Annotated in this window: 24 protein-coding genes; 3 read left to right on the top strand and 21 right to left on the bottom strand. The window is 73.1% G+C overall.

Annotated elements, in window-relative coordinates; all coding sequences use genetic code 11:
• Positions 1-64: 64 nt before the first annotated feature.
• Genes R7226_RS11855 through R7226_RS11800 form a run of 12 tightly spaced genes read right to left on the bottom strand, consistent with a single transcriptional unit; the run spans position 65 to position 11,417 of the window.
• On the bottom strand, positions 65-1,105 hold the full coding sequence (locus R7226_RS11855) for a zinc-binding dehydrogenase (protein WP_318597370.1): 1,041 nt from the start codon (positions 1,103-1,105) through the stop codon (positions 65-67).
• On the bottom strand, positions 1,105-2,001 hold the full coding sequence (locus R7226_RS11850) for a VOC family protein (RefSeq protein ID WP_318597369.1): 897 nt from the start codon (positions 1,999-2,001) through the stop codon (positions 1,105-1,107). The genes R7226_RS11855 and R7226_RS11850 overlap by 1 nt, the downstream gene beginning before the upstream one ends.
• Positions 1,998-2,885 carry a fumarylacetoacetate hydrolase family protein gene (locus tag R7226_RS11845; protein ID WP_318597368.1) on the bottom strand — a complete coding sequence of 296 codons (888 nt, stop codon included), beginning with the start codon at positions 2,883-2,885 and terminating at the stop codon, positions 1,998-2,000. The genes R7226_RS11850 and R7226_RS11845 overlap by 4 nt, the downstream gene beginning before the upstream one ends.
• A complete protein-coding gene (locus tag R7226_RS11840) occupies positions 2,882-4,147 on the bottom strand; it encodes a flavin-dependent oxidoreductase (RefSeq protein ID WP_318597367.1) in 1,266 nt (421 codons plus the stop codon). The genes R7226_RS11845 and R7226_RS11840 overlap by 4 nt, the downstream gene beginning before the upstream one ends.
• Positions 4,137-4,916 carry an ABC transporter ATP-binding protein gene (locus tag R7226_RS11835; RefSeq protein ID WP_318597366.1) on the bottom strand — a complete coding sequence of 260 codons (780 nt, stop codon included), beginning with the start codon at positions 4,914-4,916 and terminating at the stop codon, positions 4,137-4,139. Before R7226_RS11835 ends, R7226_RS11840 begins: the two co-directional genes overlap by 11 nt.
• The gene (locus tag R7226_RS11830; protein ID WP_318597365.1) at positions 4,916-5,842 is read right to left on the bottom strand and encodes an ABC transporter permease; all 927 of its coding nucleotides are present in this window, start codon (positions 5,840-5,842) and stop codon (positions 4,916-4,918) included. Before R7226_RS11830 ends, R7226_RS11835 begins: the two co-directional genes overlap by 1 nt.
• A 10-nt stretch (positions 5,843-5,852) precedes the next feature.
• Positions 5,853-6,977: an ABC transporter substrate-binding protein gene (locus R7226_RS11825; protein ID WP_318597364.1), complete on the bottom strand. Its 1,125-nt coding sequence runs from the start codon at positions 6,975-6,977 to the stop codon at positions 5,853-5,855.
• Positions 6,978-7,015: 38 nt separating this feature from the next.
• Positions 7,016-8,098 carry an amidohydrolase family protein gene (locus tag R7226_RS11820; RefSeq protein WP_318597363.1) on the bottom strand — a complete coding sequence of 361 codons (1,083 nt, stop codon included), beginning with the start codon at positions 8,096-8,098 and terminating at the stop codon, positions 7,016-7,018.
• Complete coding sequence (locus R7226_RS11815) at positions 8,095-8,850, bottom strand: maleate cis-trans isomerase family protein (RefSeq protein WP_318597362.1); 756 nt, start codon at positions 8,848-8,850, stop codon at positions 8,095-8,097. Before R7226_RS11815 ends, R7226_RS11820 begins: the two co-directional genes overlap by 4 nt.
• A complete protein-coding gene (locus tag R7226_RS11810) occupies positions 8,847-9,884 on the bottom strand; it encodes a M29 family metallopeptidase (RefSeq protein ID WP_318597361.1) in 1,038 nt (345 codons plus the stop codon). The genes R7226_RS11815 and R7226_RS11810 overlap by 4 nt, the downstream gene beginning before the upstream one ends.
• Before the next feature lie 17 nt (positions 9,885-9,901).
• Positions 9,902-10,774, bottom strand: a complete 873-nt coding sequence (locus tag R7226_RS11805) for an alpha/beta fold hydrolase (protein ID WP_318597360.1) — start codon at positions 10,772-10,774, stop codon at positions 9,902-9,904.
• Positions 10,764-11,417, bottom strand: coding sequence for an isochorismatase family protein (locus R7226_RS11800; RefSeq protein ID WP_318597359.1), 654 nt, complete (start codon positions 11,415-11,417; stop codon positions 10,764-10,766). The genes R7226_RS11805 and R7226_RS11800 overlap by 11 nt, the downstream gene beginning before the upstream one ends.
• Before the next feature lie 136 nt (positions 11,418-11,553).
• On the opposite strand from R7226_RS11800, the gene R7226_RS11795 reads away from it, so the two are divergent.
• Positions 11,554-12,486, top strand: coding sequence for a LysR family transcriptional regulator (locus R7226_RS11795; protein ID WP_318597358.1), 933 nt, complete (start codon positions 11,554-11,556; stop codon positions 12,484-12,486).
• A gap of 74 nt (positions 12,487-12,560) precedes the next feature.
• Here the strand turns inward: R7226_RS11795 and R7226_RS11790 are convergent, their stop codons facing one another.
• From R7226_RS11790 to R7226_RS11765, 6 genes are read right to left on the bottom strand one after another with little or no spacing between them, the layout of a single operon-like run.
• Positions 12,561-13,661: a tartrate dehydrogenase gene (locus tag R7226_RS11790; protein WP_318597357.1), complete on the bottom strand. Its 1,101-nt coding sequence runs from the start codon at positions 13,659-13,661 to the stop codon at positions 12,561-12,563.
• 19 nt (positions 13,662-13,680) lie between these two features.
• Complete coding sequence (locus R7226_RS11785; protein ID WP_404827818.1) at positions 13,681-14,667, bottom strand: ABC transporter ATP-binding protein; 987 nt, start codon at positions 14,665-14,667, stop codon at positions 13,681-13,683.
• Positions 14,658-15,674, bottom strand: a complete 1,017-nt coding sequence (locus R7226_RS11780) for an ABC transporter ATP-binding protein (protein ID WP_318597355.1) — start codon at positions 15,672-15,674, stop codon at positions 14,658-14,660. Before R7226_RS11780 ends, R7226_RS11785 begins: the two co-directional genes overlap by 10 nt.
• The gene (locus R7226_RS11775) at positions 15,674-16,567 is read right to left on the bottom strand and encodes an ABC transporter permease (RefSeq protein WP_318597354.1); all 894 of its coding nucleotides are present in this window, start codon (positions 16,565-16,567) and stop codon (positions 15,674-15,676) included. Before R7226_RS11775 ends, R7226_RS11780 begins: the two co-directional genes overlap by 1 nt.
• Positions 16,564-17,541: an ABC transporter permease gene (locus tag R7226_RS11770; protein ID WP_318597353.1), complete on the bottom strand. Its 978-nt coding sequence runs from the start codon at positions 17,539-17,541 to the stop codon at positions 16,564-16,566. The genes R7226_RS11775 and R7226_RS11770 overlap by 4 nt, the downstream gene beginning before the upstream one ends.
• Positions 17,534-19,261, bottom strand: coding sequence for an ABC transporter substrate-binding protein (locus tag R7226_RS11765; RefSeq protein ID WP_318597352.1), 1,728 nt, complete (start codon positions 19,259-19,261; stop codon positions 17,534-17,536). The genes R7226_RS11770 and R7226_RS11765 overlap by 8 nt, the downstream gene beginning before the upstream one ends.
• 179 nt (positions 19,262-19,440) lie before the next feature.
• On the opposite strand from R7226_RS11765, the gene R7226_RS11760 reads away from it, so the two are divergent.
• On the top strand, positions 19,441-20,172 hold the full coding sequence (locus R7226_RS11760; protein WP_318597351.1) for a TetR/AcrR family transcriptional regulator: 732 nt from the start codon (positions 19,441-19,443) through the stop codon (positions 20,170-20,172).
• Positions 20,173-20,210: 38 nt separating this feature from the next.
• Here R7226_RS11760 and R7226_RS11755 read toward each other — a convergent pair whose 3' ends face one another.
• From R7226_RS11755 to R7226_RS11745, 3 genes are read right to left on the bottom strand one after another with little or no spacing between them, the layout of a single operon-like run.
• Positions 20,211-22,079 carry an alpha/beta hydrolase family protein gene (locus R7226_RS11755; RefSeq protein ID WP_318597350.1) on the bottom strand — a complete coding sequence of 623 codons (1,869 nt, stop codon included), beginning with the start codon at positions 22,077-22,079 and terminating at the stop codon, positions 20,211-20,213.
• A 2-nt stretch (positions 22,080-22,081) separates the two neighbouring features.
• A complete protein-coding gene (locus tag R7226_RS11750; protein WP_318597349.1) occupies positions 22,082-23,227 on the bottom strand; it encodes a M20/M25/M40 family metallo-hydrolase in 1,146 nt (381 codons plus the stop codon).
• Entirely contained in the window at positions 23,224-24,138 is a 915-nt protein-coding gene (locus R7226_RS11745; protein ID WP_318597348.1) for an alpha/beta fold hydrolase, read from the bottom strand. The genes R7226_RS11750 and R7226_RS11745 overlap by 4 nt, the downstream gene beginning before the upstream one ends.
• 104 nt (positions 24,139-24,242) lie before the next feature.
• On the opposite strand from R7226_RS11745, the gene R7226_RS11740 reads away from it, so the two are divergent.
• Positions 24,243-25,221: glycerate kinase (locus tag R7226_RS11740; RefSeq protein WP_318597347.1), on the top strand; the 979-nt coding region annotated here is incomplete at its 3' end.

Below are 25,221 nucleotides of genomic sequence, written 5' to 3'. Positions count from 1 at the left end.
CGCGGGCTGCGGCCGGGCGCGCGGGGACGGCAGCCGGGTCGCTCACCCGCTCGGCGTCGCGCCGTCACCCCGCCGCGACGTCGAGCACCACGCGGCCGACGCTGCGCCGCGCCTCGATGCGGCGATGCGCGGCCGCGATCTCCGCGAGCGGGAAGCGGTCGAAGATTGGCGGCGGCAGGAGCGTGCCCGCCGCCACGGCGGCCCACGCGGCGCGCGCCGTCGCGATGCCGGGGGTGGAGGCGCCGGCGATCGACTGCCGGCGGCGGTAGAACGAGGGCACGTCGAAGCGCGCCTCGCCCGCGCCCTGCGCGCCGCAGGTGACGAGCCGGCCGAGGTCGGCGAGCGCCTCCAGCGACGGCTGCAGCAGTCCCTCGCCGAGGACGGTCGCGACGACCACGTCGACCCCCTCGCCGCCGCTCCAACGGCGGACCGCCCGCGCCCACTCCGGACGCGTGTAGTCGAAGACGGCATCGGCGCCGAGCGCGTCGCGGCAGCGCTCCAGCTTCTCGTCGGACCCGGCGGCCGCCGCGACGGTCGCGCCGAGCGCCTGCGCGACCCGCACCGCGGCGATGCCGACGCCGCTCGCCGCCGAGGTCACCAGCACCCGCTCGCCCGGCCGCACGGCGGCCGTCTCGGCGACCAGCGCCCAGGCGAGCGGATAGGTCAGCGCCATCGCCGCCGCCTCCCCGTCGGGGATCTGCGGCGGCACGGGGACGACGTTGCCCGCCGGCACCGCCACCAGCTCCGCCTGGCCGCCGTGGCGGTGGAGGCCGACGACCTGCGGTCGCGCGCAGACGCCCGCGCCGCCCAGGCAGAGACGGCAGGCGCCGCAGGCGACGCCCGCGACGACCGCCACCCGCTCGCCGACCGCGACGCCCGCGGCCTCCTCTCCCAGCGCGGCCACGACCCCGACCGGGTCCTGCCCGAGCACGTGCGGGAGTGCGACGCGGTGACCGGCGCCCGACCGCACCCGCAGGTCGAGCGCGGCGGTGGTGACGGCTCTGACCGCCACCACCACCTCGCCCCGGCCGGGGAGCGGGTCCTCCAGCTCGCCGTGCTCCAGCGCGGAGGCGTCCCCGAAGCGCCGCAGGACGACGGCGCGCACTACCTGCGGATCCAGGCCGGGGAGGGAGGCCCCCAGCGGTTGGCCGGCTCCTCCAGCGGCCACGTCTTCGGCCGCTGCGGCACGTCGACGTGCCACGGGCGCGGGTCGAAGTAGCCGAGCGCCTCGTCGAGCATCGTGTCCAGCTCCGCGATCAGCTCGATCAGGTGGCCGTCGGCGTCGTGGTAGTAGACGAACAGGTTGTGCCCGGCGCCGTGACGCCCCGGCCCCCACACGACCGGGATGCCCTCCTGGCGCAGCAGGTCGCATGCGTCGCCGAGATGCTGGAGGTCGCGCAGCTGGTAGGCGATGTGATGGACCGTGCCCGGGTCGGCGGCCGAGCGGAAGAAGTTCATCGCGTGGTGGTCGGCGTTGCAGCGCATGAACAGCGCCAGGTCGCCGATCCAGTCCGACGTGCGGAAGCCGAGCACCTCGCCGAAGAACGTCTCCATCGTGCGCGGCTGCTGGACGCGCCGGGCGACGTGCCCGAGCTTGTGCGGCGCGATCCCGTTGCCGCGCGCCGGGGCGTTCGGAGCGAGCGCCGGATCGGGCGCCAGCACGAGCCGCAGCCCGTTGCCCTCGGGGTCGTCGAAGTCGATCGCCTGCACGACGCCCGGCTCGGGGTCGGAGCTGACAGCGGCGGTGACGCCGTGGCCGGCCAGCTCGCGCACGACCTCCTCGACCGAGGATCCGGGCGCGAGCACCAGGCTGACCCGCTCCAGGTGCGCGCGCGAGCCGGCGCGCACCCGCAGGGAGGGCAGGTCCCGGCCGGTCCCGAGGTAGACGGCGCCGTCCTCGCGCGCCACCTCGACCAGCCCCAGGACGCGCTCGTAGTGCGCGACCAGGGCCTCGACGTCCGGGGTCTCGAGGCTCGACGAGCCGATGCGGGAAACGTTCATCGCTTGCTTTCTGTCAGCGTCGTCTCGAGGCGGCCCAGCTGGTCCACCTCGACCACGACGAGGTCGCCTGGTTGGAGGAACTGCCCGGAGCCCTTCCCGACGCCCGCGGGGGTTCCGGTCGCGATCACGTCACCGGGCTCGAGCGTCATCACCGACGAGAGGTGCTCGACGATCTGCCGGAAGCCGAAGACCATGTCGCGGGTGCTGCCGTCCTGCTTCAGCTCGCCGCCGACCCACGTGCGGATGCGCAGCGCCGCGGGCTCCGCGACGAACGCGGCCGGCGTCAGCCACGGCGCCATCGGCTTGAAGCCGTCATGGGCCTTGCCGACGACCCAGTCGTTGCCGACCGCGGGCCGTCTCGGGCCCGTCCAGTCGCGCACCGAGAGGTCGTTGACGATCCCGTAGGCGCCGATCGCGGCGTCGGCCTCGGCGCCGGCGACGTCGCGGGCGCGCCTGCCGATCACGATCGCGACCTCGCCCTCCCAGTCGACCTGCTCGGCACCGCGCGGGAGCGCGACCGTCGCGCCGGAGGGGACGAGCGTGGTCGTCGGCGGGACGACGAAGCTGTACGGCCACTGCGCGGGCTTGGAGCGCATCTCCTCGACGTGCGCGCGGTAGTTGGAGCCGATGCAGATCAGCTTGCGCGGGAACCGCAGCGGCACGTCCAGGGCCGGCGGCGGCGCCGCGACCGACGGCGCGCCGCTCGCGAGCGCGTCGCCGATCGCGGCGACCGCCGCCGCCCAGTCGTCGAACAGCTCCAGCATCGAGCCGGCCGCGCCCGCGCCGAGCAGCGCACGCAACGGCGTCACGCCTCCGGCGTGGCCGACGACGACCTCGAAGCCGTCCCCGGCCGCCGCCGTCGCGAGCCTGAACGGCGCGCTCACGCGGCCGGCCCCCGCCGCGCCGCGGCGTCGAGCGCCGCGCCGCTGTAGCCGGCGACGCGCTTGTAGCCGTCGAGCAGCTCCTGCATCTCGTCGGCGCCGATCACGTCCTCCAGCCGCTCGAACGGCCGGTCACCGGTCAGGCGCGCGACCTCCTCGATCAGGAAGTCCGGCGGCTGCGTGCGGTTGCGCAGCACGATCGCGTTGACGCGCTCCAGCCGCTCGTCCTCGTAGGCGCGCAGCGCGTCCGTGATCGGCGTGCCGCCGGCGAGCGCGTCGGCCAGCACGCGCGCGTCGACGATCGCCTGCATCGCCCCGTTGGAGCCGCGCGGGATCATCGGATGGGCGGCGTCGCCGGCGAGCGCGACCCGCTCGAACGCCCAGCGGTCGACCGGGTCACGGTCGGACATCGGGTACTCGTAGACGACGTCAGCGTCCTCGATCAGCTGCGCGACGTCGAGCCACTCGAAGCGCCAGGAGGCGAACGGCTCGATGAAGTCGGCGATCCTGCCGGGGGCGCTCCAGTCGACCTCGCCGCGGTGCGGGTCGCGGATCTCCGCGACCCAGTTGACGAGCTGGTTGCCGGCCTCGTCGACGTCGTCGCGGATCGGATAGACGACCATCTTCCCGGGGTCGACCGTTCCGACCCGGCAGTGGCTCCCGCCCGACAGGAACGGCTGGCGGCGGGTCACGCCGCGCCACATGTTCACGCCGGAGAAGACCGGCTCGCCCTCGTCGGGATAGAAGGCCCGGCGCACGCGCGAGTGGATGCCGTCGCAGCCGATCACGGCATCGGCCCGGCGCTCCGGGAGCGCCGCGCCCGAGACCGTGTCGGCGAACTGCGCCGTCGCGCCGTCGGCGTCCTGCTCGACCCCGGTGCAGGTGTGCCCGAGCACGAGCGCCTCGGCACCCAGCCGCTGCCGCACCGCGTCGACGAGCAGCTCGTGCAGGTCGCCGCGATGGATCAGGAACTGGCGCCAGTCCTCCGGGGCCGGGTCGCGGTGGATCAGCTGCCCGAAGCGGTTGAAGAAGCACGACTCGCGGAAGGCGACCGCGCGCCGCTGCACCTCGCCGAGCAGGCCGAGCCCCGCCAGCACCTGCGTCCCGTGCGGAAGCAGCGAGATGCCGACGCCGAGCGGGCGCAGCTCCGGAGCGGACTCGTAGACCTGGCAGCGGACGCCGCGCTCGTGCAGGCAGAGCGCGAGCGTCAGCCCCGCGATCCCGCCGCCGACGATCACTGCCTCGCGCTGCTGCTCAGGCTGCATGCCGTTCCTCCTGCGCGTCGATCAGGTCGTAGAACTCCGTCGCGAGCGACCCCTGCAGCTCGTAGAGCGCGGGGTCGCTGAACGACCGCGGCCGTGGGAGCGTGACGTCGACGCGATGCGCGATCCGGCCCGGGTTCGACCGCATCATGTAGATCGTGTCCGCGAGGAAGGCCGCCTCCGACATGTCGTGCGTGATGAAGAGGACGGTCACTCTGCTCGTCTGGCAGATGCGGACGGTCTCCTCGCGCAGCGCCTTCGCCGAGATCTCGTCGAGGTGGCTGAACGGCTCGTCCATCAGCAGCAGGTCGGGCTCGACGGCCAGCGCGCGGGCGATGCCGACGCGCTGCTGCATCCCGCCCGAGAGCCGCAGCGGGTACTCACGCAGGACCGACGTGAGGCCGACCAGCTCGAGCTTCTGCTCGACCCGCTCCTTCCACAGCGCCTTCGGCACCGACCGGCTCTGGAGCGCGAACTCGATGTTCTGGCGGACGGTCAGCCACGGCAGCAGCCGCGCGTTCTGGAAGACGTAGGCGGTCTCGAGCGGCCGCTCGCGACGAGCGGCGACGATTCTTCCGCTGGTCGGCGCGACCAGCCCCGCGACGACGTTCAGCAACGTCGACTTGCCGCAGCCCGACGGCCCGAGGATGACGGAGATCGTCTCCCTCGGGATCGTCAGCGAGATGTCCTCCAGGACCTTCTGCGGCTCACGGCGGCCGGTGTCGAACGCGACGTCCAGGCCCTCGATCTCGAGCACGGCGTCGGTGGCCATCACACTCCTCCCTTCGGGCGGCGCGTGCCGCTCGACAGGCCCGTCGGCATCCAGCGGAACGCGTACTTGCGCGCCGGGCCGATGATCGCGTTCTCGATCACGATGATCACGATCGCGAACGTCGCCGTCCACGCGAAGACCTGGGTCATGTTGAACTGCGCGTACCAGTACTCGAAGATCGACCCGACGCCGTTGGGCAGGCCGAAGACCTCGACGATCAGCACGATCTTCCATGCGAGCGCGAAGCCGTAGCGAATCGAGCTGAAGATGTAGGGGCCCAGGTGCGGGATGTAGATGCGCCGCCACACCTGCCGGCGCGAGGCGCCGAAGACGTTGGACATCGACACGAGGTCGCGATCGACCGCCTTCGTCCCCTCCCACATCGAGACGACGATGTAGGGGAGGATGTCGATCGTCACGACGAAGATGCCGCTCCACTCCGTGACGCCGAACCACATGATCGCCAGCACGACCCAGGCGACCGCCGGGATCGCGAGGCCGGTCGTGACGATCGGCTTGAAGAGGCCCTCGGCATTCGCCGAGATCCCCATCAGGATCCCGATCACGCAGCCGAGCGCCATCGCGAGGCCGAAGCCGATCACGATCCGCTGGAGCGTGACGAGCAGGTAGGACCAGCCGGTCTTGCCGAGCGGGTCGGTCGTCGTGAAGTTCTCCCAGATCGTCGCCGCGATCTTCTGCGGCGTGGGCATCATCTGGGGGTTGTCGATCACCAGGGCCAGCACCCACCAGCCGAGGATGAGGCCGCCGACCGCGATCGTCGCCAGCAGCGTCGAGCGGCCGGACTTCGGCAGGCTCGGACGCAGCCGGCGGACGAGCGCCGCCGGCGTGAGGCCGGGCGCGGGCCCGCCGGGCGCCGCCCCGCCGGAGGCGGGGGCGACGCTCGGGTTCGAGGATGCGGAGCTCACGTCTCTGTCCTCACCCTCCGACGATCTGGCAGGCCGGGCTGTCCGGCTGCTCGGCGCAGTAGAGGACGCCGTCGGGCAGCTCCTCCAGCACGCCCGTGGCGACCGCGTCCTCGAGGAATCTCAGCTCGCTTCTGACGCGCTCGGGACCCATGTCGGAGTCGTAGAGCGGCCCGTCGGCGATCAGCTTCACCAGCTCGGCCTGGTCGGCCGCGGTTCTGAGCCCGAGGTCGGGGCCGTATCTGGCGACGACCTCCTCGGCGTTCGCCGCGATGAACTCGTTGGCGCTCTTGAACACCTGCACGAGCGCGGCGGCCGTCGCCGGCTCCTTCTCCAGCATCTCGTCGCGCACCGTGACCCCGCTCAGCATCAGCGGCTGCCCGGCGGTCTCCTCCCAGATCTTCGTCATCGGCCCGTAGACGACCGAGTACTCGTCGGGCTTGGCGAGCAGCGGCACGTCGAGCGTCGGGAACAGCGCGATCGAGTCGACCTGCTCGCGGTCGAGCAGCGTCGGCAGCACCTGCGGGTCGGAGTAGACCTGCTCGAAGTGGGTCAGGTAGTCGACGCCCGGGTCCTCCTTCATCAGCACCTGGAGCTGGCGCGAGGTCGTCGAGCCGGCGCCGATCTGGCCGTGCTTGGTGCCTCTGAGGCTCGCGATCGTCGCGTCCTCGCCGGCGCGCGCGTAGATCGACGTCATCTGGTTGAACAGCGGGCTGACGACCGTGATGTCGACGCCCTCGGCGCGCGACAGGGCGACGTCGATCGGCGCGCCGAACGACATGTCGATCCGGCCGGCCAGGAACAGCATGCCGTCATCCTTGTCGCCGACCTTGATCATCTCGACGTCGAGGCCCTCTCTTTCGAAGAAGCCCTCTTCGCGTGCGACGGCCATCAGGATCGCCGAGGCGCCCCCGATCGTCTCGGGGATCTTCAGGGTGCGGGAGGAGACGTCCTCGGCAGCCGTCGCCGTGGCGCCCGAGCCCGTGCTCGTCTGCTCGTCCGCGCCGTCCGACGCCCCGCAGCCGGCGCCGGCAAGCGTCAGCGAGCAGGCGACAGCGGCGAGGACGGACGCGCGAGGACCGCGTGACCCGGTGATGCGGCGGACGAACCGGCCCGCGCTGTGACTATCGCTTCTCATCGTCCCTCCGTCGTGTTGGAGAACAGGACCACCGCGCTTCATGACTCGCTGGCACTGGCGAGGTTCGCCAGTCCGGGGGGTGAGACCAGGCCGAGAAGTCGGCAGGCGTTTCCGGCGAACACCTGAGCGGCGTCCGCCGGCGCGAGGTTCGACTCGACGAACTTCACGCCGCCAGCGGGCGGGAAGTACGGGTAGTCGGTCGCGAAGAGGAGTTGGTTGACGCCGTACAGCTCGATCGCCAGGCGCAGCCCGCCGGGCGACTCCGAGACGGTGTCGGTGTAGAAACGGTGGAGGTACTCGCGGATCGGGCGCTCCATCTGCCAGCGCCCGAGGCTGCGGTAGACGTCGACGCGGTCGACGAGGTAGGGCAGCGTGCCGCCCAGGTGCGGGTGGACGAAGCGGATCTCGGGGAAGCGGTCGAGCACGCCGCCGACGATCAGCGAGAGCGCCGCGACGGTCGTGTCGAACATGTACGAGAGCGGGTGCTCCATCGCGTAGTCGGCGATCCGCGCGACCGGCTGTGCGTGTGTCGGGTGCAGGAAGACCGGCACGCCCAGCTCCTCGACGCGCGCGTACAGCGGCCACAGCTCCGGGTCGGCGATCGAGCCGCCGGCGACGTTGGAGTGCAGCAGCAGTCCGCTCAGGCCAAGCCGCTCGACGGCGTCGTCGAGCACGTCGACGGCGGCGTCGGCGTCCTGCGTCGGCACGACCGCGAGGCCGTGGAAGCGGGACGGGTGGGTCCGCTGCGCGCGCGCCAGCTCCTCGTTGTAGAGGAGGCAGACCTCGCGTGCGTCGGCGACGTCGAGCGCGGCCACGTCCGCGGCGATCACCGGGCTCACGACGGCGGCGTCGATGCCGTTCTCGTCCATGATCTCGAACTGCCGATCGAGGTCGACGAAGTCGCGGTTGTAGTGCCACACGACGCCCTCGCTCGGCTCGAACACGTAGCCGTCCTCGTGGCGGCGCCAGAGCGGGTAGGCGCGGCGGCCGAGCAGCGCCTCGCAGACCGCGCGCGGGTACCAGTGCCACTGGCAGTCGACGACCGGGCCGCGGTAGGCGGCGCGCACGCCCGGCTCCTCGGTCCGGATCGTCTGGTTCTGAAACGACGACCCGCCGCTCATGCGACGGTCCCGCCGAGCGCCGCGCCGGGCGCGTCGAGGTCGGCGCCGAGGCCGAGCGCGGCCGCCAGCTCGGCGGCCGTCGCGGAGGCGGCCGAGATCACCGGCAGGCCGAGCTGCTGCTCCAGCGCGCCGAGCGCGGCGAGCGACGGCATCTGCACGCAGGCCGAGGCGACGACGACGTCGACCCCGTCGAGCGCGAGCCGCTCGGCGTGCTCGGGCAGTCGCATCGGGTCGAGCCGGCCGACTGCGACGTTGTCGGTCACGGCGAGGCTGACGGTGCTCGCGACCTCGCAGCCGTGGCTCTCGATGTAGGCCGCCACCTGCTCGGTCAGCGCGGGCGCGTACGGGGTGATGATCGCCGCCCGCTTCGCGCCCAGCCGCTCCAGCGTCCGCACGAGCGCGCCGGCGCTGCTGACGATCGGGGCGTCGCAGCCGTTGTCGCGGGCGATGCCGGCGAGGCGGGCCTCGATCTGCTCGTGCGCCCCGTGGCCGCGCGCCATCACCGCGACGAGGCAGGCGTAGACGAGCGCGTCGACGCGCGCGTCCGCCAGCTCGGCGGCGCAGCGGTCGCTGGCGGTGACCATGCGGTCGAGCGACTCGGGATCGACTCTGTGCAGCACGGCGCGGCTGGAGTGGAAGGTCAGCCGCCCGCCCGCGACCGCGCCGGCGAGCATCCGCGGTACCTCGGTCTCGATCGTGACGTTCGAGCTGGGGACGATCAGGCCGACCCGCTGCGGAGCGGTCGCGCTCATGCCGTGACCTTCAGCTCGTCGACGACGATGTCGCCGTCGACGACGATCGGCCGCCCGTCGAGGAAGAGCGAGCAGTTGCGCATCGGCACGTCGACGTGGCAGAGCGTCTCGTTGGGCCCGCCCAGCTCGCCGTTGGGGCCGGTCGAGAACAGCACGTTGCCGTAGAAGGAGCGGCCGTGCATGCCCATCCCGCGGCGGTCGGCCGCGAGCGTCTCCCAGCGCGCCGTCTCCAGCATCCCCCAGCCGATGTGCGAGATGCCGTACGCGTTCGGGTCGTCGAAGCCCTCCATGTAGGCGCGCAGGAGGTCGGCGTCGAGCGCGCCGTCGATCCGCACGATCCTGCCGGCCTCGATCGTCAGCTCGATCGGCGTCTGCACGTAGCTCTTGAACGGGAAGACGATGTCGCCCGGCGCGATCACGACCGTGCCGTCGACGCCGTCGTCGGCGCCGCCGGTGAAGAGGAAGCCCGACGGCCAGTGGTCCCAGCGCCCCGGCGTGTCGGTGTAGCCGTACTGCGTGATCACCGGGTATGTGCCGAGCCTGTAGGTCACGTCGCTGCCGTGGCGGTTGGTGAAGCGCAGCTCGCGCGCGGCGCCGAGCAGCTCGGCGCCGGCCTCGACCCGCTCCCGCAGCCGTCTGGTCGGCGCCATCTGGCGCAGGTGCTCGATCGGCTCGATGCAGAGCAGCACCTTGACGCCGGCCTCCTGGATCTCCTTCTGCTCCCGGCTGAACAGCAGGAAGATCGTGTCGACGACGAGGTCGACCCGCTTCAGCGCCTCGATCGCCGGCCGGTTGCCGGCCAGCGGCGTCGCGCCGACCTGCCAGGCGCCGACCTCGCCGTCGAGGCTGGAGTCGACATGGGGCAGTCGCACGTTGAAGCCGACCGCGCCGAGCTGCTCGGCGGCGGCGAGGAAGGCGTCGACGTACGCGGTCCGGTTGGCGCCCTGCGAGAGGACGGCGATCGTGTCGCCCTCGCCGATCCCGCACAGCGCCAGCTCCTCGCGGCAGAGGTCGGTGAACGTCGGTACTGGCATGCCTGCTCTCTCTCGTGTCAGCCCGCAGCGAGCGTGGCGGGCGGGATGTCGAAGGTCTCGGCGAGCAGCGTTCGCAGCGCTGCGATGAACTCGTCGCGGCGGTCCCACGGCACCATGTGGCCGGCGCCGGCGACGGCGACCACCGGCGCGGCCGGGTTGGCGGCGGTGAGGTCACTTGCGTCCGCGGGCGTGACGACGGGGCTGTCGGCGCCGCGGATCACCGCCGCGGGGGCGGGCACGTCCGGCCAGATGGCGAAGAAGTCCTCCTCGGCGAAGCGCGCGTGGCTCTCCAGCACGGCGGCCTCGTCGCAGGTGCGCAGCCAGCGGGCGCGCAGCGCCAGCTCGGCGCGCGGCCAGGCCGGGTAGTGGCGGGCGACCGCGTCGGCGGTCGTGCCGGCGCGCCCCTCGGCCAGCTGCTGCACGAAGGCGGCGCGCGGCGTCGGGTAGCCGCCGCGGCCCGGCCCGCTCAGCGGCGGGTCGATCGCGATCGTGCCGGCGAGCGCGACGTTGCCGCGCACCGCGACCGCGGCGGCGATGCGCGCGCCGAGCGAGTGGCCGAGCAGCAGCGGGCGGTCGAGGCCGAGCGCGTGGACGGTCGCCTCCACGTCGCCGGCGTAGTCGTCGAGCGCGTAGGAGGCGGCCGCGTCGGAGAGCCCGCGGCCGCGCAGGTCGAGCACGACCGGGCGCACCACGTCGCGCAGCTCGGCGACGACGAAGTCCCACGTCACAGCGGGGCTGGTGATGCCGGGCAGCACGACCAGCGGGGGACGGTCGCCGCCGTAGTCGAGCGCGTGCAGGCGGACCGTGCCTTCGACCCAGGCGCTCGCGGCGCCGAGCGAGCGCAGCTCGGCGAGATGGCCGTCGTCGAAGCGGCGCGTCTCAGCGGACATGCGCCGCCGCTCCCGCGTCAGCGAGGTAGGAGAGCGCGTCGTCGAGCGCGACGACGTCGCCGTACTTCGCGTCGATGTCGAACAGGTTCGCGTCGTGCGGCCCGCTCGCGCGGTCGCCGACGCACTCGCGCGGGACCAGCACGTTGAAGCCGTGCTGGACGGCGTCGACGACGCTCGCGCGGACGCAGCCGCTCGTGGTCGCGCCGCAGACGAGCAGCGTGTCGACGCCCTGGGCGACGAGCACGCTCGCGAGGCCGGTGCCGAAGAAGGCCGAGGCGCCCTTCTTCACGATCAGCGGATCGGCCGGGCGCCGCGGGAGCCGCGGGTCGAGCGCGACCGCCTCGCTGCCTTCGCGCAGCGAGGCCAGCCCGGGCGCCTTGCGCAGCCAGGCGCAGGCGCCGCCGGCGTCGGCCTTGTCGTAGGCGATCACGGTGAAGACGACCGGCGCGCGGACGGCGTGCGCGGCGTCGACCAGGCGCACCGTCGCAGTGACCTCAGCGGTCAGGTCGGCGCCGGTCGCGAACGCCGGCTCGGTGAATCCGCGGCTGAGGTCGACGACCACGACGGCGGGTCGCGAGCCCCGCTCGGAGCGGGCTCCGAAGCCCGCTCGCTCGTACGTTCGCTGCACGGTCTCTCCTGGCATGGCGGCCACATTAGGCCCGCCCCCATGCCCAACTCAAAGACCGATCTCCTACCGACCCATAGGCGTCTCCTATGGGCTTTGATCTCCTGGAAATACGCCTTTGCACGGACGTTTCGCGGCAGTAGGCTGCGCCCGCATGAAGCTCGGGCAACTGCGGTACTTCGTCGCGCTCGCGGACACCGGATCGTTCACGCGCGCCGCCGCCGTCACCCACGTCGCGCAGCCGTCGCTGTCCCAGCAGATCCGCGCGCTGGAGGCCGAGCTGGGCGGCGAACTGGTCGAGCGTCACGCCCGCGGGATCCGGCTGACCGCCGCCGGCGCCGCCTTCCTACCGGAGGCGCGCGCGGCGGTCGACGCGAGCGACCGTGCGCGCGACGCCGCGCTGCAGGAGCTCGGCCGCACCCCCCGCACGATCGACATCGTCACCGTCCGCTCGCTCGCGATGACGGTCGTGCCGCAGACGATCGAGCGCTGGTACCGCAAGCACCCGGAGTTCCTGATCCGGCTGCACGAGTACTCCAGCTCCCCGCAGACCGAGCGGGCCGCGCTCGCCAGCAGCGGCCGGCTCGGGATAGGCCCGATGCCGGTCACCTGGTCGGGCCCGGTGCGATCGCTCGGCTGGGACGAGCTCGTCGCGATCGTCCCCGTCGACGATCCCGGCGCGGCGTTCGATCCGATCGAGCTGGCCTCGCTGTCGGAGCGCAGCTGGGTCCTGTACGAGCGCAACCACGGGCTGCGCTCCGTCACCGACGCCGCCTGCGCGGCGGTCGGCTACATGCCGCGCCCGGCGGCGGAGACCGGGCAGATCGAGACCGCCGCCCGGCTCGCCGCGTCGGGACTCGGCCCCAGCCTCGTGCCGCGCCACACGGTGCCGCGGGATCTCGAACCGGCCGTGCGACTGCTCGACCCGCCGCTGATGTGGGAGGTCGCCGCCTACTCGCGCACGACCTGGCCGCGCTACGTCGACGCTTACCTGGACCTCTTCCGCGGCACCGCGCTCGACCGTGTCCCGCCCGAGCAGATCCAGCACGTCTCGCCGAGCGAGTTCGCGGCCACCGACGAGGAGTGACGCCGGAGCAACGACCGCAAAGAGATCAGCCGGCCATCCGCCCAGCGCACGCCGCGCTCATCGAGCCGCCGCACTCACCCAGCCGCCGCACCCGCTCCGGCGACCGCCTCCGCGATCTCGGCGCCCAGCTCGGCGGTCGTGCCGCTGCCGCCGAGGTCGGGCGTCAGCGGCGCCTGCTCGGGACCGCGGGCGAGCACCTGCTCGATCGCGGCCAGCACCGCGGCGCCGGCGGCGTCGTGGCCGAGGTGGTCGAGCATCATCGCCGCGCACCAGATCTGGCCGATCGGGTTCGCGATCCCCCTGCCGGCGATGTCGGGCGCCGAGCCGTGGACCGGCTCGAACAGGCTCGGGAACCGCCGCTCGGGGTTGATGTTGGCGCTCGGCGCGATCCCGATCGTGCCCGCGCAGGCCGGCCCGAGGTCGGAGAGGATGTCGCCGAAGAGGTTGGAGGCGACGACGACGTCGAACCAGTCCGGGTGCAGGACGAAGTTGGCGGTCAGGATGTCGATGTGGAACTGGTCGACGTCGACCTGCGGATACTGCTGGGCCATCGCCGCGACGCGCTCGTCCCAGTACGGCATCGTCACCGAGATGCCGTTGCTCTTCGTCGCCGAGGTGAGCTTCCGCCGCGGCCGTCTGGCCGCCAGCTCGAAGGCGAAGCGCAGCACGCGGTCGACGCCGACGCGCGTCATCACCGTCTCCTGCATCACCGTCTCGCGCTCAGTGCCCTCGAAGATCCGCCCGCCGATGCTGGAGTACTCGCCCTCGGTGTTCTCGCGCACGACCCAGAAGTCGACCTCGCCCGGGGAGCGTCCGGCGAGCGGGCTGGCGACGCCGGGCATCAGCCGCGTCGGCCGCAGGTTGACGTACTGGTCGAAGCCGCGCCGGAACTGCAGCAGGCTGCCCCACAGCGAGACGTGGTCGGGCACGACCTGCGGCCAGCCGACGGCGCCGAAGAAGATCGCGTCGAAGCCGCGCAGCGTTTCGAACCAGTCGCCGGGCAGCATCGTGCCCGTGCGCGTCCAGTAGTCGGCGCTGGCGAAGTCGAACTCGCGGTAGGCCAGCTCGAAGCCGAAGGCGCCGGCGGCCGCGTCGAGGACGCGCACGCCCTCCGGCACGACCTCCTTGCCGATGCCGTCGCCGGGGATCACCGCGATCGTGTTCGCGTCGGGCACGTTGCTCTCTTCCTGCGGCCTACGCGGCCGCGCGTGGTTCGGGGAAATGGCAGGCGACGGCGTGGCCGCCCTCGCCCTCCAGCGGCGGCGCGACCTGCGCGCACAGCTCGGTCGCCTTCCAGCAGCGGGTGCGGAAGCGGCAGCCGCTGGGCGGATCGGCCGGGCTCGGCACCGAGCCTTCGAGCACGATCCGTCTGCGTCTGCGCTCGATCACGGGGTTCGCGACCGGCACCGCCGACAGCAGCGCCTGCGTGTAGGGGTGCAGCGGCGCCGCGAACAGCTGCGCGACCGTCCCCGTCTCGACGAATCTGCCGAGGTACATGACCGCGACGCGGTCGCTGACGTGGCGCACGACGGAGAGGTCGTGCGCGATGAAGACGTACGTCAGGCCGAGGTCGCGCTGGAGGTCGGCGAGCGTGTTGACGACGCCGGCCTGGACGCTGACGTCGAGCGCGCTGACCGGCTCGTCGAGCACGATCACCTCGGGCTCGACGGCGAGCGCCCGCGCGATCCCGATCCGCTGCCGCTGGCCGCCGGAGAACTCGTGCGGGTAGCGGTTGGCGTGGGCCGGGTTGAGGCCGACGAGGTCGAGCAGCTCGCGCACGCGCGCGTCGCGTCCGCCGCGGTGCAGGCCGTGGATCGCGAGCGGCTCGGTCAGGATCGCGTTGACCGACATGCGCGGATCCAGCGACGCGTACGGGTCCTGGAAGACCATCTGGATCTTGCGCCGCACGGCGAGCCGGCGCCCGCGGGCGCGCGCCGAGATCTCCTCCTCGCCGAGCCGCACGGCGCCGCCGTCGAGCGGGTGCAGCTGGACGATCGAGCGCGCCAGCGTGCTCTTGCCGCAGCCCGACTCGCCGACGATCCCGAAGGTCTCGCCGCGCGCGACCGCGAAGCTGACGCCGGAGACCGCCTGCACCGGCGTGCCGCGCCGCCGCAGGCCGTTCCCGCCGGTCTCGTACGCCTTCACCAGCTCGTGCACTTCGAGCGCTGCGGTCACGACCATCCCTCTCTGGCGGCATCGATGCGGGCGCAGGCGGCGACGTGGCCGGCGCCGACGGTCGCCAGCGGCAGCGGGTCGCTGTCGCAGAGGCCGGCGAGCGCGTGCGGGCAGCGCGGCAGGAAGCGGCAGCCGGCCGGCAGCGCGGTCGGGTTCGGCGGGCGGCCGGGGATGTAGCGCAGACGCCCGTCGTCGCCGTCGTCGTCGAGCCGCGGCAGCGACTGCAGCAGCCCCTGCGTGTACGGGTGCGAGGGCAGCGCGAACAACGGCTCGACCGCCGCCTCCTCGACCTTCCCGCCGGCGTACATGACGAGCACGCGGTCGGCGAGGCCGGCGACGACGCCGAGGTCGTGCGTGATCAGCAGCACCGCCGCGCGCGTCCGCTCCTGCACCGCTCTCAGGACCTCCAGCACCTGCGCCTGGACGGTCACGTCGAGCGCCGTCGTCGGCTCGTCGGCGATGATCACGTCAGGGTCGTTGGCGATGCTCATCGCGATCATCACGCGCTGCCGCATCCCGCCCGAGAACTCGTGCGGGTACTGGTCGGCGCGCTGCCGCGCGGAGGGGATCCCGACCGTCTCCAGCAGCTCGATCGCGCGCGCTCGCAGCTCCGCCTTGGGGACCGCGCGGTCATGCACGCGGATCGCCTCCGTCAGCTGCCGGCCGACGGTGTGAGCCGGGTTGAGCGCCGCCAGCGCGTCCTGGAAGACCATCGCGATGCGGTTGCCGCGGATCGCCCGCAGCTCCCGCTCGGGCGCTCCCAGCAGCTCCTGCTCTCCGAAGGCGATCGAGCCGGTGACGGTCGCCGTGCCGGGCAGCAGCCCGAGCAGCGCCATCGCCGTCGCGCTCTTGCCCGAGCCCGACTCGCCGACGATCCCGACGGTCTCGCCGGGGAACAGGTCGAAGCTGAGACCGTCGACGGCGACGGCCGGGCCGTCGTCGGTCGCGAACGTGACGCGCAGGTCGCCGACGCGCAGGATCGGCGCCTCGCCGCTGTCGTTGGTGCGCTCCATCATCGTCTCCTGGCGCGCTGGTCGAAGGCGTCCCGCAGACCGTCGCCGATGAAGTTCACGCACAGGACGGTGACGAGGATGAAGACGCCCGGGAAGATGAGCAGGTAGGTCTGGTCGGTGCCGAGCAGGCCGGCGGCGTCGCTCAGCAGCTGTCCCCAGCTGCTCTGCGGCGGCTGCACGCCGAAGCCGAGGAAGCTCAGCGTCGACTCGACGATGATCGCGGCCGCGACCGCCAGCGAGACGTTCACGGCGATCACCCCGGCGAGGTTGGGCAGCATGTGGCGGACGATGATCCGCGTCGTGCTGGCGCCCAGCAGCTTCGACGCCTCGATGAACTCCTTCTCGCGCAGCGAGACGACCTGCGAGCGCGCGACGCGCGCGATCGAGGTCCAGCCGATCGCGCTCAACACGAGGATGATCGTCAGCGGCGAGCTGCCGAGGCCGCGCAGCGCCAGCGCCAGCACCGCGATCGCCGGCACGATCAGGAACAGGTCGACGATCCGCATGATCAGCTCCTCGACCCAGCCGCCGAGGTAGCCGGCGAGCGCGCCCAGCAGCGTCCCGATCAGGGTCGAGAGGACGGCGACCGCGAGCCCGATCGAGAGCGAGATCCGCCCCGCGTAGAGCAGCTCGCTGAGGAAGTCGCGGCCGAGGTTGTCGGTCCCCAGCAGGTGGCCGTCGGTGCCGGGGCCGACGGCGCCGACCAGCAGGTCCTGCTCGTTCTGCGGGTACGGCGCGATCACGCCGGCGCCGAAGCAGCAGACGATCAGCAGCAGCAGCACGACCGTGCCGGCCATCGCGAGCCGGTGGCGGCGGAAGCGGCGCGCGACGACGCGCCACTGCGAGCGCGCGCGCTCGGCGGCGACCGGGGGAGTCTCCAGCTGGGCGCTCATCGCAGCTTCACCTTCGGGTCGAGCAGCGCGTAGCTGACGTCTGCGAGCAGGTTGAAGAAGACGACCGCGAGCGCGACGACGAACATCCACGGGACGAGCACGAAGACGTCGCCGGCCTGCAGCGACTGCAGGAACAGACGGCCCATCCCGGGGATCGAGTAGATCTGCTCGGTCACGATCAGGCCGCCGAAGAGGACGCCGGTGTCGAGCGCGACGATCGTCACGAACGGCGCCAGCGCGTTGCGCAGCGCGTGGCGCATGACGACGGCCAGCGGCGGCACGCCCTTCGCTCTCGCCGTGCGCACGTAGTCGCTGGAGAGCGTGTCGAGCATCGCGGTGCGGGCGAAGCGGCTCCAGCTCGCGGTCAGCGTCACCGTCAGCGTCGCCAGCGGCAGCGCGAGGTGGCGCAGGTAGTCGAGATTGAAGCCGCTCTGGCCGGGCGTGTGCAGCCCGACGAAGTAGAACGGCGGCTCCGACCAGCCGAGCGACTGGACCGGCCAGACGGCGAGCACCTGGATCAGCATCAGCCCGAACCAGAAGGCCGGCAGCGAGATGCCGACGTAGGCGAGCGTGCTGAGCACGTAGTCACCGGCCGAGTACTGGCGCACAGCGGTGTAGACGCCGATCGCCAGCGCCACGAAGGCCGCCAGCAGCACGCCCCAGAACATCAGCTGCACCGTCGGCCACAGCGCCTGGCCGATCAGCGACGAGACGCTGCCGCCGGTGCGGGTGCTCGTGCCCCAGTCGCCGGTCACGAAGCCCTTCATCCACAGCAGGTACTGCTCCGGCACCGAGCGGTCGAGGCCGAGCCGCTCGATCTCGCGCTGCACGGCCCCGGCGTCGCGACCCTGCCGCAGCTTCGCGACAGGGTCGAAGGTCGCTCGCACCGCCCAGAAGAGCAGGAACGAGGCGAGCAGGACGACCGGGACCGACCAGGCGAACCGCCGCAGCGAGAATCGCAGCAGGCTAGCCACGCGTCCATTCCTCGAGGTTCCACCACGGACCCTCGGAGGGGTTGATGCTGACCGGGCCGCCGATCGAGTCGCTCGTCATGAGCACGTTCGGCACGGTCGCGATCGGCAGGGAGGGGACGTCCGCCGCGATCAGCGCGTCGGCCTCCAGCGAGGCCGCTCTGCGCTGCGCTTGGTCGGTCGATCTGTCGACCGTCCCCAGCAGCTCGTCGACGCCGGGGATTCTGGCGCGCATGAAGTTGATGCCGGAGTTGCCGTTGGCCTCGGTCGGGATCGACCTCGAGCTGAAGGTCGCGCTGAGCGACGGCTCCGGGTACTGGTCGATCAGCGTCCAGAGGCCGAGCTGGTAGTCGCCGCTCGGCGCGACCTTGCCGAACAGCTCGGCCGGGGTCGTGTTCGCGATCGTCATCTTGAAGCCGGCCTCGCCGAGCTGCTGCTGGAGGATCTGCTCGGTCAGCTCGCGACGCTTGTTGCCGGCGAGCGAGACGATCGAGAACTCGGCCGCTCTGCCGTCCTTGGCCCAGATGCCGCTGCCGTCTCTGGCCCAGCCGTCGGCCTCCATGATCTCGTCGACCTTGGCCGGGTCGGCGCTGAATCTGCTGAAGTCGCTGCCGGCGAAGGCGCCGACGAGCGGCGTCACGAAGCTCTGCGCCGGATCCTCGACGCCGAGCGGGCCGTAGAGGCGCTCGACGATCGCCTCGCGGTCGACGGCATAGGCGACCGCCTCGCGCACCGCCTTGCTGTCGAAGGGGAATCTGGCGTTGTTCATCCAAAGCGCCTCGAGGTTGCCGGTGGCGGCGTCGACCTCGACTCTGGTGTTGGGGATCCCGTTCTTGATCTGCGAGATCGCGTCGACCTGCGGCGAGGGGTACAGCGACTGCACCTGGCCGCTCTTGAGCGCCTGGAAGGCGGCGGCGGTGTCGGGGATGAACTGGAAGACGACCTTGTCGAGCTTCGGCTTCGCGCCCCAGTATCTGTCGTTGGGGACGAGCGTGACCGAGTTGCCCTTCTGCCACTTCTCGATCTTCCACGGGCCGCCGGAGAAGGAGTAGCCGTCCTTCATCAGGGCGTTGCGGTCCTTCCCTCTGAGCAGGTGCGCGGGGAGGAGGCTGTAGCTGCCGCCGAAGAGCGCGCGCCAGGGGCCGTAGGTCGATCTCATCGTCACGACCGCGGTCTTCTCGTCCGGCGTCTCGACCTTCTCGATCTGGTCGTAGCCGGTCTTGTCGAAGATCCCCTCGCCGTCGCGGATCTGCGTCGCGGTGTAGGCGAAGTCGGCCGAGCTGATCGGCTCGCCGTCGGACCAGACCGCTCTGGGGTCGATCTCGTATGTGATCGTCTGCTTGCCGCCTCTGACGACGACCTCGGGCTCGCCGGCCAGCACCTCGGAGGGCACCAGCGTCCAACTGCCGTCGACCTCGCGCGTGTCGAACGCGGTCGGCAGCGTGGTCGTCTGCATCATGTAGCTGCCCCAGATGTTGCCGGCGCAGACGGCGATCCAGTCGGCGCAGTCGGGCTCCTGCTCGGCGCCGACGACGAGCGTGCCGCCGCGCGCGGCGCTGCTCGCGCTCGTGTCGCTCGTGCTGCTCGCATTGTCACCGCCTCCGGCGCCGTTGACCGTGCCTCCGCCTCCGGAGGAGCCGCCGCAGGCGCTGACGCCTACGGCCAGCAGCGCCGCGATGAGGGCGGTGTGCCCGCGACGGCGGGCCAAGAGAAAGTCCGGCATTTGCCACCTTCCACCAGGGATACGACGACGAACGTGCTGACCCCGGGGGAGGCCGCACCACCACTTGACGAGAGCGATCGTACTCCGCCTCACAGTGACTGTCAACGACATAGGCAATGACGTTGACTTACTCATGGGCAACTGCTGTGGACATCCTCCCGCCACTGTATGGTGGGCGGGTGCCACAAGCGAGAGATGCGTCGAGAAGAGCGACCAGAAGAGCCCGGCGCGGCCGCGACACGCTCAGCCGCGAGGTGATCCTCGAGGCGGCGCGCGCGATCGCCGTGCGTGACGGCCTGGAAGGCCTCACCTTCCAGGCGATCGGGCGCGAGCTGGAGGCTCACCCGACCTCGGTCTACCGTCACTACCGCGACAAGGACGAGCTGCTGCTGGACCTGATCGATGACATCCGCGCGCGCTCCTACGGCGGGACGCTCGTGCCGAGCGACGACTGGCGCGAGGACCTCCGCTCGATGACAAGAGCGGTCCACGACCACTACCTGCGCTACCCGACCTTCGCGCAGCAGATGGCGGCGCGCACGACGCGCCGGCCGACCGAGTTCGCGAACGTCGAGTTCGGCGCCCAGGCGCTGCTGCGGGCCGGCCTGACGCCGGCCTCGGCGGCGATCTGCCTGCGCGCGCTCGGCAACTACATCCGCTCCTCGGCGAGCATCGAGGCCTCGCTGCAGACGCTCAGCGAGGAGACGCGGCACGCCGACAACCTCGCGTGGGAGGTCGAGTACCGCCAGCTCGACCCCGAGCAGTACCCGGCGATCAACGCGCTCGACGGCCACCTCTCGCCGATCGGCGACCCGCACGCCTTCTGGACCGGCTTCGAGATGCTGCTCGACGGGATCGAGCTGCGCGCGACGCAAGAGCGCGCCGCGCGCGGCGAGGGCGAGGCCGCCTAGACAACGCCGCCTCGGACGAGGCGCCGGCCGGCAGCAGCCTAGGCGGCGGCCGGCTCGCTCCAGCGCTGGCCGGCGATCGCCGCTCGCGCCAGCTCCAGCATCCGCCGCTGCGACTGCAGCGGCCCGTCGAGCCCGACCGGCTCGTGGCCGCCGTCGAACCACTCGACGACGGCGTCGCCGCCACGCGCCAGCAGCGCGTCGACGTAGCGCTGGGCCTGCGCCGGCGGGGTGCGCGTGTCGCGCACCCCCTGCGACAGCCAGACCGAGCCGCGCACCTGCTCGATCCACGAGATCGGGCTGAAGTGCGCGATCGCGGCATCCAGCTCGCGCGTCTCACCCACGCGCGAGGGGCTTGTGAGGAAGTTGACCCAGGCGACGCGGATCGCCGGGTTCATGTCGTCGAGCGCCGCCTGCCAGTCGGCCATCGCGACATGGCCGAAGGCGCCCGCGAACAGCTCCGGCAGCCGTCCCAGCGACAGCAGCGACATGTGGCCGCCGTAGGAGGCGCCGGTGATGAAGGTCGAGGCCGGGTCGGCCGCGCCGCGCCCGCGCAGGAAGGCGATCGCGGCCGCGACGTCGTCGATCTCGGCGTCGCCGGCGCGGCCCCAGAAGCCCTCGCGCATGTCGCGGCCGAACAGCACCGAGCCGCGGTAGTTGAGCGCGCCGACGGCGAAGCCCTCGTCGAGCCACGCCTGCAGCGACGGATCCCAGCCGTCGACCGTGACGAGGTTGGGGCCGCCGTGGATCGACAGCACGGTGCCGGCGACCTCGCCCTCCGGCAGCGCCCACCACAGCTGCACGGGCGTGCCGTCGGGGGAGGTGACCAGCGTCGAGGTCAGCGGCCGCCCGGCCGGCGCCGGGTCGGAGGCGCACAGCTCGCGCGCGGCGCCGCCGGCGTCGAGCGCCAGCAGCCGCGGCGGCGCCGTCCAGTCCTGCTCGAAGACCCGCGGCGTGCCGTCGGTCGCCAGCCACGAGGTGCTGTACCAGGCGTTCTGCGCGGCGACGTCGGGCTCGGCGTAGCTGCCGGTGCCGGCGCGCACGACCGTCACCACGCCGCTGCTCTCGTCGAGCGTCAGCAGCCGCTGGATCCCGTCCTCGACGTGCAGCAGGAGCAGCGTCCCGGTCGCGGCGTCCCAGTCGAGCGGGACGACGTCCCCGCGCAGCTGGGGCAGGTCGAAGTCGACGCGGGCGCCGCTGCGCGGCGCCCAGATCGCCGGCCGCGCGAAGCCGCTGCGCTCGCTGCACAGCAGCAGCCGCTCGTCGCCGGGGACGCGCGCGAAGCCGACGGCGCGGACCGGGCCGGCGGGCAGGTCGTCGCAGACGCCGACGACGGCGCCGGCGCGGTCGCGGACCGTCACGGCGGGACGGCGGACGCCGGGGTTGTGATCGTTGGTGTCGGCGCTGACGAGCGCGCCGTCGGCCGAGACGCGCGGGAACCACGACTCGTTCTGCGTCGTCGCGAGCACGCTCGTCGCGCCCCACGGGGAGGCCTCGATCGTGATCAGGTGATGGCCCTGCTCGTCGACGATCGAGGCGACCAGCAGCGAGCCGTCGGCGCTCTGCGCCAGGCCGCGCACGACGTACGGCTCACGACCGGGGGAGAGGTCGACCGGCGCGCCGCCGTCGACCGGGTGGGCGTGCAGGTGGCCGACCTCGGAGCCGCCGTCGTCGGCGAGCTGGATCACCCAGGCGCCGTCGTTGGTCAGCAGCGAGTCGTAGTTGGCCGCAAGCGCCAGCGGCGGCGACAGCGTCTCGCTCGCGCCGTCGAGGATGCGCGCCTCGGCGCCCGCCGGCCCGTTGACGACGACGAGCGCCGTCGACGGGTCGCCCGCCGTCGGGCGCGCCGTCAGCAGGTGGGGCGCGCGGAAGCGGCGCTCCCAGTGCGCCGTGGTCTCGGCTGCCGACATCGTCATCGCTCCTCTTCCCGCCGCCGCGCGGCGATCGCATCGATGATCCCGGCGATCAGCCGGGAGCGCTCGACGACGGCGTCGAGCGCGACCCATTCGCTGCGCGCGTGCGCGCCGCCGCCGAGCGGGCCGAGCCCGTCGAGCGTCGGCACGCCGAGCGCGGCCGTGAAGTTGCCGTCGGAGGCGCCGCCGACGGCGACGGCCTCCAGCTCGCCGAGGCCGTCGCGCCGCGCGACCTCGCGCGCCAGCTCCAGCAGCGGCCGTGCCTGCTCCGCCTCCAGCGGCGGCCGGTTGACGCCGCCCTCGACCGCGATCGTCACGCGCGGATCGGCGGCGGCGACGGCGCCGAACCAGCGGTCGACCCGCTCCAGCTCGGCGAGCGTGCGCGCGCGCACGTCGAAGCTCAGCTCGGCGTGGGCCGGGACGGAGTTGATCGTCGTGCCGGCGGCGGCGAGCGTCGGCGTGACGGTCGTGCCGGCGGAGGGGTCGGCGACCGCGCCGACCGCGAGGACCTGGTGCGCCAGCTCGGCGAGCGCGCTGATCCCGCGCTCCGGTTCGAGCCCCGCGTGCGCCGCGCGGCCCGTGAAGACCATCCGGTAGATGCTGGCGCCGCAACGGGCGGTCTTGAGCGCGCCATCCTGGCTCGGCTCCAGCACCAGCACCGCCTCGGCGCTGCCGGCGACGCGCTCGACCAGCGCGCGCGAGGTCGGCGAGCCGATCTCCTCGTCGCCGGTCACCAGCAGCGCGACCCGCGCCGGGTCGGCGATCGTCTCCAGCGCGCCGACCGCGGCGACCAGGCCGGCCTTCATGTCGAAGACGCCCGGGCCGCGGGCGATCCCGTCGGCGTCGATCGCGAACGGCCAGCCGGCGAGCGTGCCGGCCGGCCAGACGGTGTCGGCGTGGCCGAGCAGCAGCACCGACGGCGCGGCCGCGGCGGCGAACAGCAGGTGGTCGACGCCGTCGACGGTGACCAGCTCGCCAGGACGGCCGAGCGCCGGCTCGACCCATTCGCGCAGCGCCGCGAAGGCGACCGCCAGCCGCTCGCGGTCGCCGGTCGGCGTCTCCGCCTCGGTCAGCGTCCGCAGCCGCGCGGCGGCGCGCTCGCGCGCCGCCAGGTCGGCCGCGCCGGCCGCGCGCGTCCCGCTCACGGCGCCGTCTCCACGCCGTCGAGGAAGCGCGCCAGCACGGCGGCCGTCTCGGCCGGCCGCTCCTCCGCCATGTAGTGGTCGGAGTGGATCGCCGCGCCGCTGACGGCGCGGGCGTACGGCGCCCACACGGCGGGGACGTCGAAGCTGCGGCCGACGTAGCTCTCGCTGCCCCAGACCGCGAACAGCGGCGCCTCGATGCGGCGGCCGCGCTCGCGGTCGGCGCGGTCGGCGTCGAGGTCGACCGTCGCGGCGGCGCGGTAGTCGGCGCAGGTGGCGGCGATCGCCTCCGCGGTCGCGAACCACTCCTGGTAGCCGGCGAGGCGCTGCTCGGAGATCGGCAGCCCGTCGCCGACGCAGCGGCCCTCGAAGCGGCTGCGCAGCCAGACGGCGGGCGCGGCCTCGATCAGCCGCGCCGGCAGCTCGCCGTCGAGCGCGAGGAAGAACCAGTGGAAGTAGGTCGCGGCCATCGCGCGGTCGACGTGCTCGAACATGTGCAGCGTCGGCACGACGTCCATCACCGTCAGCGAGCGCACCGCCTCGGGATGGTCGAGCGCCAGCCGATGGCCGACGCGGGCGCCGCGGTCGTGCCCGACGACGTCGAAGCGGTCGAAGCCGAGCGACGCCATCAGCGAGTGCTGGTCCGCGGCCATCGCGCGCTTGGCGTAGGTGCTGTGGTCGGGGGCGGGGGAGGGCTTGCCGGAGGCGCCGTAGCCGCGCAGGTCGGCGGCGACGACGGTGCGTCCGGCGGCGAGCACCGGCGCGACCTCGTCCCACATCGCGCGCGACTCGGGGTAGCCGTGCAGCAGCAGGACCGCCGGGCCGGCGCCGCGCACCTCCGCGCTGATCTCCACCCCGTCGCCGGAGCGATGTGTCACGACAGCCGCCTTCACCGCGTCTCCTCCCCGCGTCATGCAGACGCATTGTCAATGTCATTGACTATACATGTGACAAGGGTCCGCGACGAGTCGTCCGACGGACTCGCCGACCGGCGCCGGGTCCGCTAGGGTGCCGCGCCGTGACCCCACCGCGAGGAGTTCCGCGGGTGCTGTGCGCGCCCGACAAGCTGCGCGGCGCGCTCGACGCGGCCGCCGCGGCGGCCGCGCTGGCGGCTGGTGCGCGAGCGGCCGGGGCGGAGGCGGTCGAGCTGCCGATCGCCGACGGTGGCGAGGGGACGCTCGACGCCTTCCGCGACGGCGCGACGATCGCCGCGGTCGCCGTCCACGACGCGCTCGGCCGGCCGCGCCAGGCGCGGCTGGCGCGGCTCGACGACGCCGGGACGTTCCTCGTCGAGGCGGCCGAGGCGGTCCCGCTGCACGACCTCGCCGCGCACGAGCGCGACGTCGAGCGCGCCTCCTCGCGCGGCGTCGGCGAGCTGATCGCGGCCGCGCTCGACGGTGGCGCGCGGACGCTGCTCGTCGCCGTCGGCGGCACCGCGACGATGGACGGCGGAGCTGGGATGCTGCGCGCGCTCGGCGCTGCCTGCGCCGCTGACGGCGCGGAGCTGCTGGCCGATCAGGCGGTCGACCTCGCCGGCCTCGACCCGCGCCTGGGGGAGGTCGAGATCGAGCTGCTCGTCGACGTCGCCGCGCCGCTGACCGGTCCCGACGGCGCCGCCCGCCGCTTCGGCCCGCAGAAGGGTGCGGACGCCGCGCAGATCGCCGCCCTCGACGCCGCGCACGGTCGCTGGGCGCGGGCGCTCGGCATCGACCCGGGTATGCCCGGCGCCGGCGCGGCCGGCGGCCTCGGCGCGGCGCTGCAGGCGCTCGGCGCCCGCACCGTCGCCGGCGCCGACGCGGTCCTCGACCTCAAGCGGTTCGACGCGCTGCTCGCCGGCTGCGACCTCTGCCTCACCGCCGAGGGCTCGGTCGACGCCTCGACGCTGCAGGGCAAGGCGGTCGCCGCCGTCGTCGCCCGCTGCGCGGCGGCGGGCGTCCCGGTCGTGGTGCTCGGCGGGCGCGTCGAGCCCGGCGCCGCCGCCGAGCTGCGCCGTCGCG

The sequence above is a fragment of the Conexibacter stalactiti genome, assembly GCF_033542075.1.
Taxonomy (GTDB): Bacteria; Actinomycetota; Thermoleophilia; order Solirubrobacterales; family Solirubrobacteraceae; genus Conexibacter; species Conexibacter stalactiti.
The sequence above is the reverse complement of the archived record's forward strand: the minus strand, read 5'-3'. Positions and strand labels throughout refer to the sequence as shown.

Coding starts and splice junctions, on each gene's coding strand:
- R7226_RS11745 (WP_318597348.1), bottom strand. CDS start 24,138: ATGACGCGGGGAGGAGACGCGGTGAAGGCGGCTGTCGTGACACATCGC.
- R7226_RS11850 (WP_318597369.1), bottom strand. CDS start 2,001: ATGAACGTTTCCCGCATCGGCTCGTCGAGCCTCGAGACCCCGGACGTC.
- R7226_RS11780 (WP_318597355.1), bottom strand. CDS start 15,674: ATGGAGCGCACCAACGACAGCGGCGAGGCGCCGATCCTGCGCGTCGGC.
- R7226_RS11815 (WP_318597362.1), bottom strand. CDS start 8,850: ATGAGCGCGACCGCTCCGCAGCGGGTCGGCCTGATCGTCCCCAGCTCG.
- R7226_RS11765 (WP_318597352.1), bottom strand. CDS start 19,261: ATGCCGGACTTTCTCTTGGCCCGCCGTCGCGGGCACACCGCCCTCATC.
- R7226_RS11785 (WP_404827818.1), bottom strand. CDS start 14,667: ATGGTCGTGACCGCAGCGCTCGAAGTGCACGAGCTGGTGAAGGCGTAC.
- R7226_RS11795 (WP_318597358.1), top strand. CDS start 11,554: ATGAAGCTCGGGCAACTGCGGTACTTCGTCGCGCTCGCGGACACCGGA.
- R7226_RS11835 (WP_318597366.1), bottom strand. CDS start 4,916: ATGGCCACCGACGCCGTGCTCGAGATCGAGGGCCTGGACGTCGCGTTC.
- R7226_RS11800 (WP_318597359.1), bottom strand. CDS start 11,417: ATGCCAGGAGAGACCGTGCAGCGAACGTACGAGCGAGCGGGCTTCGGA.
- R7226_RS11820 (WP_318597363.1), bottom strand. CDS start 8,098: ATGAGCGGCGGGTCGTCGTTTCAGAACCAGACGATCCGGACCGAGGAG.
- R7226_RS11840 (WP_318597367.1), bottom strand. CDS start 4,147: ATGCAGCCTGAGCAGCAGCGCGAGGCAGTGATCGTCGGCGGCGGGATC.
- R7226_RS11805 (WP_318597360.1), bottom strand. CDS start 10,774: ATGTCCGCTGAGACGCGCCGCTTCGACGACGGCCATCTCGCCGAGCTG.
- R7226_RS11755 (WP_318597350.1), bottom strand. CDS start 22,079: ATGTCGGCAGCCGAGACCACGGCGCACTGGGAGCGCCGCTTCCGCGCG.
- R7226_RS11775 (WP_318597354.1), bottom strand. CDS start 16,567: ATGAGCGCCCAGCTGGAGACTCCCCCGGTCGCCGCCGAGCGCGCGCGC.
- R7226_RS11810 (WP_318597361.1), bottom strand. CDS start 9,884: ATGCCAGTACCGACGTTCACCGACCTCTGCCGCGAGGAGCTGGCGCTG.
- R7226_RS11825 (WP_318597364.1), bottom strand. CDS start 6,977: ATGAGAAGCGATAGTCACAGCGCGGGCCGGTTCGTCCGCCGCATCACC.